Below are 16,108 nucleotides of genomic sequence, written 5' to 3'. Positions count from 1 at the left end.
CACCGCGAGATCGCCAACTCGTCGTCGCTGCGGCGTCCGCTGACTACCATGACGGTAGAACGCGACGGTCCCGCCAGCGCAAAGGAGTGCCCATCCGATGACAACAGCGCGCCTGCCCCAACTGCCACTCGAGGAAGCCCGGGCCGCCGCCGACGAAGCGGCCGTCCCCAACTACATGGCCGAACTGAGCATCTTCCAGGTGCTGCTCAACCATCCGCCGCTGGCGCGCGGCATCAACGACCTGCTCGCCACCATGCTCTGGCACGGGGCGCTCGACTCACGGCTACGCGAGTTGGTGATCATGCGGATCGGCTGGCTCACCGCCTGCGAATACGAATGGACACAGCACTGGCGCGTCGCATCCCGGCTCGGCGTTCCGGCCGAGGATCTGCTGGGCGTGCGGGATTGGCAGAACCATGCCGGGTTCGGGTCCATCGAGCGGGCCGTGCTCGCGGCCACCGACGACGTGGTACGCGACGGCGCGGTCAGCGCCGCGAGCTGGGCGGCATGCGAACACGAATTCGGAGGTGACACAACGGTTCTCGTCGAACTCGTCACGGTCATCGGCGCCTGGCGGATGGTCGCCTCGATCCTGCAGAGCCTGGAGGTGCCGTTGGAGGAGGGCGTGTCGAGCTGGCCGCCGGACGGCCGATCGCCCCGGTCTTAGCGCCCGCGCTCGCACCCGAGTTGCCCACGCCCCGTGGCCGATTGACTTAGCAATCAATAACTCTTAGCGTCGGTCAATGCGAACCAGGGTCGCCGAGATGCTCGGAGTCGAATTCCCGATCTGTGCCTTCAGCCACTGCCGCGATGTGGTGGCCGCGGTGACCAACGCGGGCGGCTTCGGGATCCTGGGTGCCACCGCGCACAGCCCGCAGCGCCTGCAGAGCGAGCTGACCTGGATCGAGGAGCAGACCGGGGGCAAACCCTACGGCGTGGATCTGCTGCTGCCGCCCAAGTACGTGGGCGCCGAGCAGGGTGGGATCGACACCGCACAGGCGCGCACCCTGCTACCCGACGAGCATCGCGCGTTCGTCGACGACCTCCTGGCCCGGTACGGGATCACGGCGGCCGCCGAGGAACCGCGCCGATCCCTCGGCGGCCTGAACATCTCGCCCAAGGGTTACGAGCCGCTGCTCGACGTGGCGTTCTCCAACAACATCCGGCTGATCGCCAGCGCGCTCGGCCCGCCCCCGCCGGACCTCGTCCAACGCGCGCACGACCAGGACGTGCTGGTGGCCGCTCTGGCCGGGACCACCCGGCACGCGCAGCGGCATGCCGCCGCGGGCGTCGACCTGATCGTCGCGCAAGGCACCGAGGCGGGCGGTCACACCGGCGAGGTGGCGACCATGGTCCTGGTCCCCGAGGTCGTCGACGCCGTGGCGCCGGTGCCCGTGCTGGCCGCCGGCGGAATCGCCCGCGGCCGCCAGATCGCCGCGGCGCTGGCCCTGGGCGCCGAGGGCGTCTGGTGCGGCTCGGTGTGGCTGACCACCGAAGAGGCCGAGACGGTGCCCGTGGTCAAGGAGAAGTTCCTGGCCGCCAGCTCGTCGGACACGGTGCGGTCGCGCTCGATGACGGGCAAGCCGGCGCGGATGCTGCGCACCGCCTGGACCGACGAGTGGGAGCGGCCGGAAAACCCGGACCCGCTGGGCATGCCGCTGCAGACCGCGCTGATCGCCGAGCCGCAGGTGCGGATCAATCAAGCCGCCGCCCACCAGGGCGCCAAGGCGCGCGAGCTGGCCACCTACTTCGTCGGACAGGTGGTGGGCTCGCTCGACCGCGTCCGCCCGACCCGCGCGGTGGTGCTCGACATGGTCGAAGAGTTCATCGACACCATCGGCCGGCTCGACGGCCTGGTCGAGAAGTGATCGGGGCCGCTCGGCAACCGTGCGGCCCCGATCCTCTTCCGGCCGCGTGCCGGATGGCGGCGACCCGCTGCGCCCGGCTTCGCCGCGCTTGCGATCGCCAGTGCCGGGTCATATGCCCAGTTCAGCCCCGCGAACCTGGCCGAATGCTGTGTGCGCCCCTAACGAATGCGTACAGAATCTCCGACACGCGACCCGGGGATTTGACCGTGTCATACCCGTCGTGCATGATCGGTCGGGTTAGCACCTCGTTAGGTGAGGCGTCTACACGAATACAGGCCACTGACCCCGAACGTCGAGAGACGCCCCGGGTCAGGACAGCTCCTCCCGGCTTAAGGGTTGAGCCCAGGTGGCTTCCGGACTACCGGACACGTCGTGTAGTGCCGAATCTCTGACGAGAGGGGTGCGGATCTCCGACGGTCGTCGGATTCTGCTCCTCTGCTGCGCATAGATTGCATGCGACCCGCGCATGCGTCGTGACCGCGAGGAGGTGAGGGACACATGAGTTCTAGCGATAGTCCGGATCGAAGTCCGAACCGTGTTTCGTCCCCAACCGGTCTCCGGCGCGACCTCCTCGGCTGAGTCGTCGCAACGCTAAGTGGTTATCGCCCAAGCGTTCTGATATCGGAACCGACCCGGGATGGGACACGTCAGTCCATGAAGTCCCCCGTTGGATCTCCCCTCAAGGAGGCGATGATGACCGTAGCTTTCTCCGACGAAGTGGTAACCGTGCCGCCCGCCCGCACGCTGACCGTGGTGCGCGACGGCGACACCGTTCCGGCACCCGCCCAGGCTCCCGTGGCCACGGCCCGCCGGACCGACAACCCGCCGTTCGGCGCCGGTGGCGACCCGCTGGTCGACGGCGCCGCTCGCCTGCTGAGCGTCCCGCTGCGGCACGTGTACGCCGCGCTGTGGCGGGTGGGCGTCCTCGAAGTCCGGGCCTAGCGCCCCGCGAGACTGCAACTGCTGACGACTTCACTCGGCATTTGCGTGGGCAGTTGCAGTCTCGCGGTAAAATTCACTGGCGTCGATCCGGCCATCACCGGGGAGCCTTCGGAAGAACAGCCGTCCCGGCCCAGTAGACCCGAACGGGTAGGCCCGTCACAGCCGTCATCGAGTGGCCACGCGAAAGCGCGGCAAGCGGGGTGGTACCGCGGCGCTCGCGCAGCCAGCGCGTCGTCGTCCCCGGTTTGCACCGTGGCACAGGAGACAACGCGCATCGTGACCGACACATCCGGCCCCGAGGCTGACCGCGACGCCCAGCTCGCGGACGCCGTCCAGGCCTACCCCAAGCCGGCCGGGGCGCCCGACTTTCCCGCCCTCGAGCTCGAGGTGCTGGACTACTGGGCCCATGACGACACCTTCCGCGCCAGCATCGCCCGCCGGGACGGCGCACCGGAATACGTGTTCTACGACGGGCCGCCGTTCGCCAACGGGCTGCCGCACTACGGGCACCTGCTCACCGGCTACGTCAAGGACATCGTCCCGCGCTACCGCACCATGCGCGGCTACAAGGTGGAGCGCCGCTTCGGCTGGGACACCCACGGGCTGCCGGCCGAACTCGAGGTCGAGCGCCAGCTTGGCATCAGCGACAAGTCCCAGATCGACGACATGGGCATCGCCGCGTTCAATGACGCCTGCCGCGCATCGGTGCTGCGCTACACCGACGAATGGCAGGCCTACGTCACCCGCCAGGCCCGCTGGGTCGACTTCGACAACGACTACAAGACGCTGGATCTGCCCTACATGGAGTCGGTGATCTGGGCGTTCAAGCAGCTCTGGGACAAGGGCCTGGCCTACGAGGGCTACCGGGTGCTGCCCTACTGCTGGCGCGACGAAACCCCGCTGTCCAACCACGAATTGCGGATGGACGACGACGTGTATCAGAGCCGTCAGGACCCCGCGCTCACGGTGGGGTTTAGGGTGACCGGCGGTCCGCTGGACGGGGCCCACCTGTTGGTGTGGACGACGACACCGTGGACCCTGCCGTCCAACCTCGCCGTCGCCGTCAACCCCGACGTGACCTACGTCGAGGTCAAGGCGGGCGAGCATCGATTCGTGCTGGCCCGGCCGCGGCTCGCCGCCTACGCTCGCGAGCTGGGCTTCGAAAAAGGGGAAGAACCCGAGATCCTGGGCACTTACCGCGGGGCGGACCTGCTCGGCACCCGGTACCTGCCGCCGTTCCCGTATTTCATGGATACCGAGAACGCTTTTCAGGTGTTGCCGGGCGAGTTCGTCACCACCGAGGACGGAACCGGCATCGTGCACATGGCGCCGGCCTACGGCGAGGACGACATGGCGACCACCGACCGGGTCGGCATCGTGCCGGTCACGCCGGTCGACGCCAAGGGGCGGTTCGACGCCACCGTGCCGGATTACCAGGGGCAGCACGTCTTTGACGCGAACCCGCACATCATCCGCGACCTGAAGAACGGCAGCGGACCCGCGGCAGCCAACGGGGCGGTGCTGCTGCGCCACGAAACCTACGAGCACCCCTACCCACACTGCTGGCGCTGCCGCAATCCGCTGATCTACCGCGCCGTCTCGTCGTGGTTCGTCGCGGTCACCGAATTCCGGGACCGCATGGTCGAACTCAACCAGCAGATCACCTGGTACCCCGAGCATGTCAAGGACGGCCAGTTCGGCAAGTGGCTGCAGGGCGCCCGCGACTGGTCGATCTCACGAAACCGCTACTGGGGCACCCCGATTCCGGTGTGGAAGTCCGACGACCCCGCGTACCCGAGAATCGACGCCTACGGCAGCCTCGACGAACTCGAACGCGACTTCGGGGTGCGCCCCACCAATCTGCACCGGCCCTTCATCGACGAGCTGACCCGGCCCAACCCCGACGACCCGACCGGGGCCAGCACGATGCGGCGGATCCCCGACGTGCTCGACGTGTGGTTCGACTCGGGATCCATGCCGTATGCCCAGGTGCACTTCCCGTTTGAGAACCGCGACTGGTTCGACGGGCACTATCCCGGCGACTTCATCGTCGAGTACATCGGGCAGACCCGCGGCTGGTTCTACACCCTGCACGTGCTGGCCACCGCGCTGTTCGACCGGCCCGCCTTCAAAACCTGTGTGGCACATGGCATCGTGCTGGGCTCCGACGGCCAGAAGATGAGCAAGTCGCTGCGCAACTATCCCGATGTGTCCGAGGTGTTCGACCGCGACGGCTCCGACGCCATGCGCTGGTTCCTGATGGCCTCGCCGATCCTGCGCGGCGGCAATCTCATCGTCACCGAGCAGGGCATCCGCGAGGGCGTGCGCCAGGTGCTGCTGCCGTTCTGGAACGCCTACAGCTTCCTGGCCCTCTACGCGCCCAAAGTCGGTACCTGGCGCACCGATTCGACGCAGGTGCTGGACCGCTACATCCTGGCCAAGCTCGCCCAGCTGCGCGACGACCTGACCCGCGAGATGGACAGCTGTGACATCTCCCGGGCGTGCGAACAGCTGCGCCAGTTCACCGAGGCACTGACCAACTGGTATGTGCGACGGTCGCGTTCAAGGTTCTGGGAGGAAGACGTCGATGCCATCGACACCCTGCACACCGTGCTGGAAGTGACGGCGCGGCTGGCCGCGCCGCTGCTGCCGTCGGTGACCGAGATCGTCTGGCGCGGCCTGACTTTTCAGCGGTCGGTGCACCTGACCGATTGGCCGCAGGCCGGCGATGTGCCCGCCGACCCCGATCTGGTCGCCGCGATGGATCAGGTCCGCGAAGTCTGTTCGGCCGCGTCCTCGTTGCGCAAGGCCAAGAAGCTGCGGGTGCGGTTGCCGTTGCCGAAACTGACGGTGGCGGTAGACAATCCGCAGCGACTGGAGCCGTTCGTCGACCTGATCGCCGACGAACTCAACGTCAAGAGCGTCGAGCTCACCGACGCGATCGACACCTACGGCCGCTTCGAGCTCACCGTCAACGCGCGGGTCGCCGGGCCGCGGCTGGGCAAGGACGTGCAGGCGGCCATCAAGGCCGTCAAGGCGGGGGAGGGCGTCGTCAACCCGGACGGCACCCTGACCGCCGGACCCGCGGTGCTGCAACCCGAGGAATACAGCTCGCGACTGGTCGCGGCCGACCCGGAATTCACCGCGGCCCTGCCCGACGGGGCAGGCCTGGTGGTGCTGGACGGCACGGTGACCCCCGAACTCGAGGCCGAAGGCTGGGCCAAAGACCGGATCCGCGAATTGCAGGAGTTGCGCAAGTCGACGGGTTTGGATGTGTCCGACCGGATTTCGGTGGTGATGGCGGTCCCGGGCGAGCGCGCCGACTGGGCGCGCACCCACCGCGACCTCATCGCGGGCGAAATCCTGGCCACCAGCTTCGAATTCGGCGATCCGGCCGACGCCGTCGCCATCGGTGACGGTGTGCGGGTGAGCATTTCAAAAGCCTGACGCGCGAAACTGTATTCCGCGACGTATTTCCCGAGAAGACCCGCCGCTAGTTGCAGTCTCGCGGCATGTCGGGGTGGCGTGGCACGCTGCTGCCGTGAACGCAGAACCCTTCATCGGAACTGACGCGGTTCGCGCGGGAGCGTGGACCCAACGTGAGCTGCGGCGCTCCTGCCAACGGATCTACCGCAACGTGTACCAAAAGCGCGGCAATGAGCTGACCGCGCGCGATCGGGCGGTGGCCGCATGGCTATGGTCGGAAAAGAAGCGGTGGTGGCGGGCGTTTCGGCGGCCGCCATGCTCGGCGCTGAGTGGATGGATGCCCGCGCGCCGGCCGAATTGGTATGCGAACGCACCCGCCCGCCGGCGTTGATCGTCACCCGCAACGACACCTTGCTCGCGGGCGAGACAACCGACGTCGACGGGGTGCCGGTGACGTCGCCCGCTCGCACCGCATTCGATCTCGGTCGGCGGCGCGGCTTCCAGACCGCGGTCATCCGGATCGACTCGCTCGCACGAGCTACCGGCATCTGCGCGGGTGACGTGTATCCCTTGATCGACGCTCACCGTGGCGCGCGCGGCATGAAGCAGCTGAGGCAGGTGCTGCCGCTCATCGACGCGGGCGCCGAATCGCCGCAGGAGACCAGGACCCGGCTAGTGCTGATGCGCGGGGGGCTGCCCAGGCCGCAGACCCAGATCGAGGTGCGCAACGTCTGGGGCGCGGTGTTGGCCAGGATCGATATGGGCTGGGAGGAGTGGCTGGTCGGGGTGGAATACGACGGGGCGCAGCACTGGACAGATCCGCGCATCCGCGCCGATGACATCGAACGCACCGCCGAACTGGAGCGACGGGGATGGCGCCTGGTCCGGGTCAGCGCCGACCTGCTGCGTCACCGACCGGAGGTTGTCGTGTACCGGGTCCGGCGTGCTTTGGCAGCCGCCGGCTGCCCGCTTTCACCGCGAGACTGCAACTAACGACACGTTTCTCGAGAAGAGTGGTTGCCACTTACAGTCTCGCGGAGGAGGTGGTGTGCGACCGAAGCGCCCGGTGCGCATGCGGCCAGAACGGCATGCCCGCCACGACGGTCGCGCCGGTGGCGATGACTCCGACCGCGACGTCGACGCTCTCGCGGCCATCGGAGGCCCAGTACACATCCTTGAGGTCCAACAGCAGCGCCAGCTCGTCGACGATCATGGCGTTGGCGGCGCCGTAAGCCACCGCCGCAGCGGGATGCCGCCGCTGCTTGTCGGTTCCGCGCAACCCCACACCGGCCACCGTCGCCAGCATCCCGATGCCGATGTTGTAGTGGTGGAAGTGCCTGCCGCCCATGGATATACCGCCACCGGAAGGTCCATGGCCGGCGCGGATCCAGTGAGTCAGCCCGCGCAGGCCGGCGAACGTGAGCGTGAACGATGCCCAGGCCAGCACCGTGGCCTGCTCGCCGGGTTGCAGGCGCTCGTCCCATTGATGGCGCAGCCTTGCCCATCGCGTCTGGGGCGGCGTACCCCCGGGCGCAGCGGCGGCGTCGGCGGGCCCGGTGACCATCATTTGACCGCGCGCCAGCGCAGCCTGCCTCCGCGAGCTTCGACCTCGACGTGACCAAAACCCGCCGCGCGCAACCGATCCGGCAGGGTGTCCGGCGAGACCGTATTGCAGGTGTCCCGAAAGTGCAGGATCCGGAACCGCAGCGAGGACACGCTGTCGCTGCCGGCGAACACACCGCCGGGGCGAAGCACCCGGAACGCCTCGGCGAACAACTTGTCCTGCAGCTCGGCGGTCGGGACGTGGTGCAGCATGGTGAACGACACCACCGAGCTGAACTCGTCGGACGGCAACCCGGTGGCGGTGGCGTCGCCGTTGATGATGCGCGCCCGGTCGCCGTAGAGCCGTTGCAGGCGCTCGGCCATCGGCGTGTCGATCTCCACCGAGGTGAGCCTCGGCGTCTTGTCCACCAGCACCCGCAGGATCGCGCCGTAACCGGGCCCGATCTCGAGCGTGTTGTCGCCCAGGTCCACATTGGCGAGCGCCCAGGGCAACAGGTCGTCCTTGACCGACTTGGCCCAGCGCTGCGAGCTGCAGATCCGGCGGTGCGCAAGGTTCATGGCCATGTGGAAAACGTTAGCCCAGTAGCGCAATAGCATCGACCGTGTGGAGTCGCGGTGGGTGCTGCACCTGGACATGGATGCGTTCTTCGCCTCCGTCGAGCAACTCACCCGCCCGACGCTGCGCGGGCGTCCGGTGTTGGTCGGCGGTCTGGGCGGGCGCGGCGTGGTGGCCGGGGCCAGCTACGAGGCGCGCGTGTTCGGGGCGCGGTCGGCCATGCCCATGCATCAGGCCCGCCGGCTGGTCGGCGTGAGTGCGGTGGTGTTGCCGCCGCGCGGCGTGGTGTACGGGCTGGCCAGCAGGCGGGTGTTCGACACCATTCGCGCGGTGATGCCGGTCGTCGAGCAGTTGTCCTTCGACGAGGGGTTCGGCGAGCCCGCCCAGCTCGCCGGGGCGTCCGCCGAGGACGTCGAGGCGTTCTGCGAGGACCTGCGGCGACGGGTCCGGGACGACACCGGGCTGATCGCCTCGGTGGGCGCCGGCTCGGGCAAGCAGATCGCCAAGATCGCCTCCGGGCTGGCCAAGCCCGACGGCATTCGGGTGGTGCGCCGCGCCGAGGAGCGCGCCCTGCTGGGCGGGCTGCCGGTGCGCCGGCTGTGGGGGATCGGCCCGGTGGCCGAGGAGAGGCTGCACCGGCTCGGCATCGAGACCATCGGCGAGCTGGCCGCGCTGACCGAGGCGGAGGCGGCCAACATCCTGGGCGCCACGATCGGGCCGGCGCTGCACCGGCTGGCCCGCGGCATCGACGACCGCCCGGTCGCCGAGCGCGCCGAAGCCAAACAGATCAGCTCCGAATCCACTTTCGCCGTCGACCTGACCAGCCTGGAGCAGCTGCGTGAGGCCATCGAGCCGATCGCCGAGCACGCCCATCACCGCCTGCTGCGCGACGGCCGCGGCGCCCGCACCGTCACGGTCAAGCTGAAGAAATCCGACATGAGCACGCTGACCCGGTCGGCGACGCTGCCGTATGCGACCACCGAGGTCGCCGCCCTGCTCAATCTGGCCCGGCGGCTGCTGCTCGATCCGCGCGAGATCGGGCCCATTCGCCTTCTGGGCGTGGGCTTTTCGGGGTTGAGCGACGTCCGTCAGGAGTCGCTGTTTCCGGATCTGGAACTGCCGGCGCCGCAACCGGATTCACCGTCCGTCGAAACCGCGACCGAAACCATGTTTGGGCCCGGGGCCCAGGCAGGAGAGGATGCCGGGTGGCGGGTGGGCGACGACGTGGCCCACCGCGAGCTCGGGCACGGCTGGGTGCAGGGCGCGGGCCACGGCGTGGTCACCGCCCGGTTCGAAACCCGGAGCTCCGGCCCCGGCCCGGCCCGCACGTTCCCCGCCGACGGCGGCGACCTGGTCCGCGCCAACCCGGTCGATTCCCTGGATTGGCCCGACTACGCCGGTGTGCTGCAGGCCGAGGCCCTATCCGCCCCACCGGGCGACGACATCGGCGACCGGTAGCTTCGCGGCCAGCGCGGCGATCAGCAGGACGCGCGCCTGCGACGGTCGCAGCCGCGGCACCAGCACCGCCCCGGCGGCCGCCATGTCGTGCCCGGGGCCGTAGCCGGCGGCGACCCGTCCGCCGGGTACCCGGGTGGACACCGCGACGACGACGCCGTTGCCGCAGTGCCGGCGCACCGCGTCGACCACCGGGGGCCCGGCGTTTCCCGAACCCAGCGCCTCGAGCACCACGGCCCGCGCCCCGGCGGTCACGCACGCATCGAGCGCCACCGCGTCGCTGCCCAGGTACGCCGCGACGATGTCGACGCGCGGCGCGGTGGCGGCCCGCAGATCGCCGAGGTACGGGCGCGTCTTCGGGGCCGCCAGTGTCAGCTCGCCGGCGACGGTGCCGAGCAGCCGGCCGGTGAATCCGCTCAGGTCCTCGGTGGCCACCTTGCTCATGCCCAGCGGTTGCAGCACCCGGCCGGCGAAGCACGTCACCACGCCCAGGTCACGGGCGGCCGGGCTGGCCGCCACCGTCAGGGCGTCGCGCACATTGGCCGGGCCGTCCGCGTCGGGGGCGTCGGCGCTGCGCATGGCGCCGGTCAGCACCACCGGGGCCTGGCCCGCGTAGGTGAGGTCGAGCCACAGTGCGGTTTCCTCCATGGTGTCGGTGCCATGCAGGACGACCACACCGTCTGCGCCGCCGTCGACCGCGGCCGTCACCACGTCGCGGATCCGGTCCCAGTCGGCCAGCGTCAGCTCCGAGCTGTCGACCGCCAGCAGGTCAACGACGTCGACCTCGTGTTCCGCGCGAAAGGGCGCCGTCAGGTCCGCCCCGCTGTACGAGGGCCGGTGCACCCCGTCGGCGCCGGTGCCGGTCGATATCGTGCCTCCGGTGGCGATCACGGTGAGGCGGGCCATGCTGGCATCATTGCGCATCGCCGCCGCGCGAACACGGCTAGCCTGCGCGGGGCGGTAGGGGATGATGGGGACGTGCCTGAAGAACCAACGAACTCGACTGAGCCGGTGACCTCAGCCGAAGAGGCTGGTGAGGCCGCCCCGGTCGAGCGGGAGCCCGAAACCGTCGCGGCGCCCGAACGCGCCCCGAGGCGGCTGCGGCTGCTGCTGTCGATCGCGGCGATCGTGCTGGCCCTCGACGTCGTCACCAAGGTGCTCGCCGTCAAACTGCTGCCTCCCGGTCAGCCGGTGCCGATCATCGGCGACACGGTGACCTGGACCCTGGTGCGCAATTCGGGTGCGGCGTTCTCGATGGCGACGGGATACACCTGGGTGCTGACGCTGATCGCGACCGGTGTGGTGGTCGGCATCTTCTGGATGGGCCGGCGGCTGGTGTCCCCGTGGTGGGCGGTGGGCCTGGGCATGATCCTCGGCGGCGCCATGGGCAACCTGGTCGATCGTTTCTTCCGCGCACCCGGACCGCTTCGCGGGCACGTGGTGGACTTTCTGTCGGTCGGCTGGTGGCCTGTGTTCAACGTCGCCGATCCCTCGGTGGTCGGCGGCGCCATCCTGCTGGTGGTGCTGTCGATCTTCGGGTTCGACTTCGATTCGGTTGGTCGGCGCTCCACGCGCAAGGACGAGGGCGACGCCGGAGACCGCGGGGGTGAGTGACCGCTCGATGCCCGTCCCGGAGGGGCTGGCGGGCATGCGCGTCGACGCCGGGATCGCGCGGCTGCTGGGGCTGTCGCGCAGCGCGGCGGCCGCGCTCGCCGAGGACGGCGGGGTGGAGCTCGACGGCGTGCCGGCCGGCAAGTCCGACCGGCTGACCGGCGGCGCCTGGCTGCAGGTGCGCCTGCCCGAGGCGCCGGCGCCTTTAGTCAACACGCCCGTCGACATCGAGGGCATGACGATCCTGTACTCCGACGACGACATCGTCGCGGTCGACAAGCCGGCGGCGGTGGCGGCGCACGCGTCGGTGGGCTGGACGGGGCCGACCGTGCTCGGCGGCCTGGCCGCGGCCGGTTACCGAATTACCACGTCGGGCGTGCCCGAGCGGCAGGGCATCGTGCACCGCCTCGACGTCGGCACCTCCGGGGTGATGGTGGTGGCGCTCTCCGAGCGCGCCTACACCGTGCTCAAGCGCGCGTTCAAGCAGCGCACCGTCGACAAGCGCTATCACGCGCTGGTGCAAGGACACCCGGACCCGTCCAGCGGGACCATCGACGCGCCGATCGGACGTCACCGCGGCGGCGAATGGAAGTTCGCGGTCACCAAGGATGGCCGGCACAGCCTCACCCACTACGACACCATCGAAGCCTTTCACGCGGCCAGCCTGCTCGACGTGCACCTGGAAACCGGTCGCACCCACCAGATCCGGGTGCATTTCTCCGCGCTGCACCACCCGTGCTGCGGTGACCTCGTCTACGGCGCCGACCCCAAGCTCGCGAAAAAGCTTGGGCTGGAACGCCAATGGCTGCATGCCCGTTCGCTGTCGTTCGCCCATCCGGCCGACGGCAGGCGGATCGAGATCGTCAGCCCCTACCCGGCCGATCTGCAACACGCGCTGGATGTGTTGCGCGACGAGGGCTGACTCACCCGGGCTTGCGGGCCTCGACCAGCAGCCGTACCGAGTGGGCGACGAATGGCCCGCCGGTTTCGATGCGCTCGTGCAGTTCGGCCAGGCGGTCGCGGTAGCGCGCCACGGTGAAGTCGGGAACCGTCCAGATCACCTTGCGCAGGAAGTACACGACGGCGCCGATGTCGAAGAACTCCGCCCGCATCCGCTCCATCCGCACGTCCACGATCTGCAGCCCGGCTGCCTCGGCCTGCGCGCACACGGCGTCGGGGTGAAACTCGGCCCACTTCTGCGGCTGCGGCCCGATGAAGAACTCGACCAGCTCGCCCATCGTGGCGGGCCCGATGTGCTGGGCGAAATAGGTGCCGCCCGGCCTGAGCACCCGCAGGATCTCGGTCCACCAGACGGAGATCGGATGCCGCGTGGTCACCAGGTCGAACGCCTCGTCGGCGAACGGCAGCGGCGGTTCGTCGCGAGTCGCGACGACCACCACGCCCAGCGGATGCAGCCGCCGGGTGGCCAGCGCCGCGTTCGGGGGCCACGTCTCGATGGCCGCCATGGTGGGCGGGAACGGTCCCGCGCCGGAGAGCACCTCCCCGCCGCCGGTGTGGATGTCGAGCGCGGCCGACACCGTCGCCAACCTGCCGCTCAGCAGGCGCTGGTAACCCCACGATGGGCGTTCCTCGGTCGCCCGGCCGTCCAGCCACGAGAAGTCCCAGCCGTCGACCGGGGCAACGTCCGCCTCGGCGATCAGGTCGTCAAATGTGCGCCGCATGTCAGGCATGCTAGGCATCGTTCACGACGTATGGCACAGAAATTTCGTGCCGTTGAATCGAGCTTGACCCCGCCCTGCTGTTCCCGGTACTCCGACCCTTGAGGTCAGACCTTGACCTTGCCGGCGTCGCCCGTGGCGATCTCGGGGGCCAACGGCGCGATCGCGCCGAGTATCTCGGTCACCGTCTCGGACGGCACCCCGGCGGCGGCCAGCGCGTCGGCCAAATGCCCGGCCACCAAACTGAAGTGGTGCATGGTGATCCCGCGGCCCTGGTGCACCTGCTTCATCGAAGCGCCGGTGTAGGGTTCCGGGCAGCCCAGGGCGGCGGCGAAGAACTCCACCTGTTTGCCCTTGAGGCGGTTCATGTTCGTGCCGGTGAAAAAGCCGGACAGTTCGTCGTCGGCAAGCACCCGAACGTAGAAGTCCTCGACCACGACTTCGATCGCCTCGTGCCCACCGATCCGGTCGTAGATGGGTGCCGGTGCGGACTTGCGGAAGCGCGCCAGAATTTTCATAAGCACGATTGGAACATCCCGGCGTTGCTCGTCAGTTAGTGCGCGATCACGCCCGGATTGCCCTGTGTAACAAGCGGATTGCCCATTGCTGACGGTGGTTCTCGGCGGGCCGTGAGGGCGGGCGACGGGTGACATGACCGCAATCTGCACCGAGGCGGTCCTGCGATGTCCTAGGTTGGCTTAATGATGCACGTCACATCACTCGCGCAGCCCCGTAAGGCGGTCGTGGTCAACGGGCAGGCCAATTGCGGTCGGGGGGCTCACATCATCAGGAGCGAAAGCCGATGAATCTTGGTGACATAACGAACTTGGTGGAGAACTCGATCGGGAACCTGGTGGAAAAGCCACTGGCGGCGGTGTCCCACATCGTCAACACCCCCAACTCGGCCGGACGGTATCGGCCGTTCTATCTGAGGAATCTGCTCGACGCGGTGCAGGGCCGCACCCTCGAGGACGCCGTGGCGGGCAAGACCGCCCTGATCACCGGGGGGTCCTCCGGCATCGGTGAGGCCGCCGCGAAGAAGATCGCGGAAGCCGGCGGCACGGTGGCGCTGGTCGCGCGCACCCGGGAGAACCTGGAAAAGGTCGCCGAGGAGATCCGCGGCAACGGCGGGACGGCCCACGTCTACCCGTGCGACCTGTCCGAGATGGACGCCATCGCCGCGATGGCCGATCAGGTGCTCGACGATCTCGGCGGGGTCGACATCCTGATCAACAATGCGGGACGCTCGATCCGGCGCTCACTCGAGTTGTCCTATGACCGGATCCACGACTACCAGCGGACCATGCAGCTGAACTACCTGGGCGCCGTCCAGCTGATCCTCAAGTTCATCCCCGGGATGCGGGAGCGGGGATACGGGCACGTGATCAATGTGTCCTCGGTCGGCGTGCAGACCCGCGCGCCACGCTTCGGGGCCTACATCGCCAGCAAGGCCGCCCTGGACAGTTTGTGCGACGCGCTGCAGGCCGAAACCGTGAACGACGACGTGCGGTTCACCACGGTGCACATGGCGCTGGTGCGCACGCCGATGATCAGCCCGACCACGCTCTACGACAAGTTCCCGGCGCTGACGCCCGAGCAGGCGGCCGGGGTGATCACCGACGCGATCGTGCACCGGCCCCGCCGGGCCAGCTCACCGTTCGGGCAGTTCGCCGCCGTCGCCGACGCGGTCAACCCCGCGGTGATGGACCGGGTGCGCAACAGGGCGTTTGCCATGTTCAGCGACTCCGACGCCGCAAAGGGCGATGAATCCTCAACCGATACAACGCAATTCGATAGACGCAGCGAAACGTTTGTGCGGGCGACCCGAGGGATACATTGGTAACACCATGAGCCTTCCAAAACCTGACATCCAGACCACCGTCGTCATCACCGGTGCCTCGTCCGGCATCGGCGCCGAACTCGCTCGCGGATTGGCCCGCCGCGGTTTCCCGCTGTTGCTGGTCGCGCGGCGCCGCGACCGCCTCGACGACCTGGCCAACGAGGTGGGCCATGAGTACTCGGTCGCCGTCGAGGTGATGCCGCTGGACCTCGGTGACGGCAAGGGCCGCGCCCAGCTGGCGAACCGGCTGCGCAACGAACCCATCGCCGGCTTGTGCAACAGCGCCGGTTTCGGCACCAGCGGGGTCTTTCACGAGCTGCCGGTGGAACGCGAGAGCGAAGAGGTCACCCTCAACGCGCTGGCGCTGATGGAACTCACCCACGCGGTCCTGCCCGGCATGGTCGAGCGCGGCGCCGGTGCGGTGATGAACATCGCGTCGATCGCGGGGTTCCAGCCGGTTCCGTTCATGGCGGTGTATTCGGCCACCAAGGCTTTCGTGCAGACGTTCTCCGAAGCGGTGCACGAGGAGTTGCACGGAACGGGGGTGTCGGTCACCTGCCTGTGCCCGGGACCGGTGCCGACGGAGTGGGCCGAGATCGCCAACGCCGAGCGGTTCAGCATTCCCATCGCGCAGGTCTCGCCGCGTGACGTGGCCGAGGCGGCCATCGGCGGCATGCTGTCCGGCCGGCGGACCGTGGTGCCTGGCGTGGTGCCCAAGGTGGTCAGCACCGGCGGCCGGTTCGCGCCGCGCAGCCTGCTGCTGCCCGGCATCCGGATCGGCAATCGATTCCGCGGCGGGCCCAAGAACTGACGGCCCGGTAGCAGGGTCGTCAGGGTCGTTAGGATCGTTTGATCACATGCGTCACATCCGTCTCTCCGACGGACGGGTGATGAAATGCCCGCCTCTGAGCGACAAATGGATTGGCGCGCGGTCAGACTGCGCCCGCGGCCCGCGCGGTCAGACTGCGCCCGCGGCCCGCGCGGTCAGACTGCGCCCGCGGCCCGCGGCCCGCGGCCCGCGGCACGGGGCTGGGCGCAGTCGGACTGGGCGCGGGGCCGCGCACGCGCGCCCGTCCGCCCACCGTCTCCCGTTGTCGCTCAGAGGCGGGCACTCGACCATGTCCCCCCGCGCTAAGACCCCAGTGGCGGATGTGACCAAGCGCTAGGC

The 16,108-nt window shown here is 69.1% G+C and carries 14 protein-coding genes, 1 pseudogene and 1 riboswitch; of the genes and pseudogenes, 10 read left to right on the top strand and 5 right to left on the bottom strand.

Translation table 11 applies throughout. From position 1 onward, the window contains the following. Positions 1-97 precede the first annotated feature (97 nt). From A5688_RS04065 to A5688_RS04045, 5 genes and pseudogenes are all read left to right on the top strand, one after another. A complete protein-coding gene (locus A5688_RS04065; RefSeq protein ID WP_067913182.1) occupies positions 98-667 on the top strand; it encodes a carboxymuconolactone decarboxylase family protein in 570 nt (189 codons plus the stop codon). A 76-nt stretch (positions 668-743) separates the two neighbouring features. Next, entirely contained in the window at positions 744-1,868 is a 1,125-nt protein-coding gene (locus A5688_RS04060; RefSeq protein WP_067913179.1) for an NAD(P)H-dependent flavin oxidoreductase, read from the top strand. Between the two features lie 237 nt (positions 1,869-2,105). Continuing rightward, a riboswitch (M-box (ykoK) riboswitch) is annotated at positions 2,106-2,275 on the top strand. Positions 2,276-2,561: 286 nt separating this feature from the next. Continuing rightward, entirely contained in the window at positions 2,562-2,810 is a 249-nt protein-coding gene (locus tag A5688_RS04055; protein WP_067828935.1) for an Rv1535 family protein, read from the top strand. A gap of 276 nt (positions 2,811-3,086) precedes the next feature. Then, positions 3,087-6,257 (top strand): isoleucine--tRNA ligase, encoded by a 3,171-nt coding sequence (gene ileS, locus A5688_RS04050; RefSeq protein ID WP_067913185.1) that lies wholly within the window; start codon positions 3,087-3,089, stop codon positions 6,255-6,257. Between the two features lie 94 nt (positions 6,258-6,351). After that, a pseudogene (locus A5688_RS04045) lies at positions 6,352-7,229 on the top strand (endonuclease domain-containing protein). 31 nt (positions 7,230-7,260) lie between these two features. Here the strand turns inward: A5688_RS04045 and A5688_RS04040 are convergent. Together A5688_RS04040 and A5688_RS04035 are read right to left on the bottom strand one after the other, a co-directional pair. After that, complete coding sequence (locus A5688_RS04040) at positions 7,261-7,800, bottom strand: hypothetical protein (RefSeq protein ID WP_207546592.1); 540 nt, start codon at positions 7,798-7,800, stop codon at positions 7,261-7,263. Then, complete coding sequence (locus A5688_RS04035; protein WP_067828848.1) at positions 7,800-8,363, bottom strand: class I SAM-dependent methyltransferase; 564 nt, start codon at positions 8,361-8,363, stop codon at positions 7,800-7,802. Before A5688_RS04035 ends, A5688_RS04040 begins: the two co-directional genes overlap by 1 nt. A gap of 55 nt (positions 8,364-8,418) precedes the next feature. On the opposite strand from A5688_RS04035, the gene A5688_RS04030 reads away from it, so the two are divergent. Beyond that, a complete protein-coding gene (locus A5688_RS04030; protein WP_165606881.1) occupies positions 8,419-9,813 on the top strand; it encodes a DNA polymerase IV in 1,395 nt (464 codons plus the stop codon). Here A5688_RS04030 and A5688_RS04025 read toward each other — a convergent pair. Further along, positions 9,775-10,734 carry an asparaginase gene (locus A5688_RS04025; protein WP_067913176.1) on the bottom strand — a complete coding sequence of 320 codons (960 nt, stop codon included), beginning with the start codon at positions 10,732-10,734 and terminating at the stop codon, positions 9,775-9,777. The two genes, A5688_RS04030 and A5688_RS04025, sit on opposite strands and share 39 nt — an antisense overlap. Positions 10,735-10,788: 54 nt before the next feature. On the opposite strand from A5688_RS04025, the gene lspA reads away from it, so the two are divergent. Together lspA and A5688_RS04015 are read left to right on the top strand one after the other, a co-directional pair. After that, complete coding sequence (lspA, locus tag A5688_RS04020) at positions 10,789-11,424, top strand: signal peptidase II (protein ID WP_082955169.1); 636 nt, start codon at positions 10,789-10,791, stop codon at positions 11,422-11,424. After that, a complete protein-coding gene (locus tag A5688_RS04015; protein WP_067913170.1) occupies positions 11,417-12,343 on the top strand; it encodes an RluA family pseudouridine synthase in 927 nt (308 codons plus the stop codon). Before lspA ends, A5688_RS04015 begins: the two co-directional genes overlap by 8 nt. Position 12,344: 1 nt before the next feature. On the opposite strand, the gene A5688_RS04010 is transcribed toward A5688_RS04015, so the two are convergent. Together A5688_RS04010 and A5688_RS04005 are read right to left on the bottom strand one after the other, a co-directional pair. Then, positions 12,345-13,103 carry a methyltransferase domain-containing protein gene (locus A5688_RS04010; protein ID WP_067913167.1) on the bottom strand — a complete coding sequence of 253 codons (759 nt, stop codon included), beginning with the start codon at positions 13,101-13,103 and terminating at the stop codon, positions 12,345-12,347. Positions 13,104-13,207: 104 nt separating this feature from the next. Further along, positions 13,208-13,618 (bottom strand): group I truncated hemoglobin, encoded by a 411-nt coding sequence (locus A5688_RS04005; protein ID WP_067828833.1) that lies wholly within the window; start codon positions 13,616-13,618, stop codon positions 13,208-13,210. Between the two features lie 284 nt (positions 13,619-13,902). Between A5688_RS04005 and A5688_RS04000 the strand changes: the two genes are divergently transcribed. Together A5688_RS04000 and A5688_RS03995 are read left to right on the top strand one after the other, a co-directional pair. Beyond that, positions 13,903-14,943 (top strand): SDR family NAD(P)-dependent oxidoreductase, encoded by a 1,041-nt coding sequence (locus A5688_RS04000; protein WP_067828831.1) that lies wholly within the window; start codon positions 13,903-13,905, stop codon positions 14,941-14,943. Between the two features lie 4 nt (positions 14,944-14,947). Further along, positions 14,948-15,751 carry an SDR family NAD(P)-dependent oxidoreductase gene (locus A5688_RS03995; protein WP_067913165.1) on the top strand — a complete coding sequence of 268 codons (804 nt, stop codon included), beginning with the start codon at positions 14,948-14,950 and terminating at the stop codon, positions 15,749-15,751. The last annotated feature ends 357 nt before the right edge of the window (positions 15,752-16,108 follow it).

This window comes from Mycobacterium mantenii (genome assembly GCF_001667865.1).
Lineage (GTDB): Bacteria > Actinomycetota > Actinomycetes > Mycobacteriales > Mycobacteriaceae > Mycobacterium > Mycobacterium mantenii_A.
Note: the sequence above shows the minus strand (reverse complement) of the source record. Positions and strands in the feature narration are given on the sequence as shown.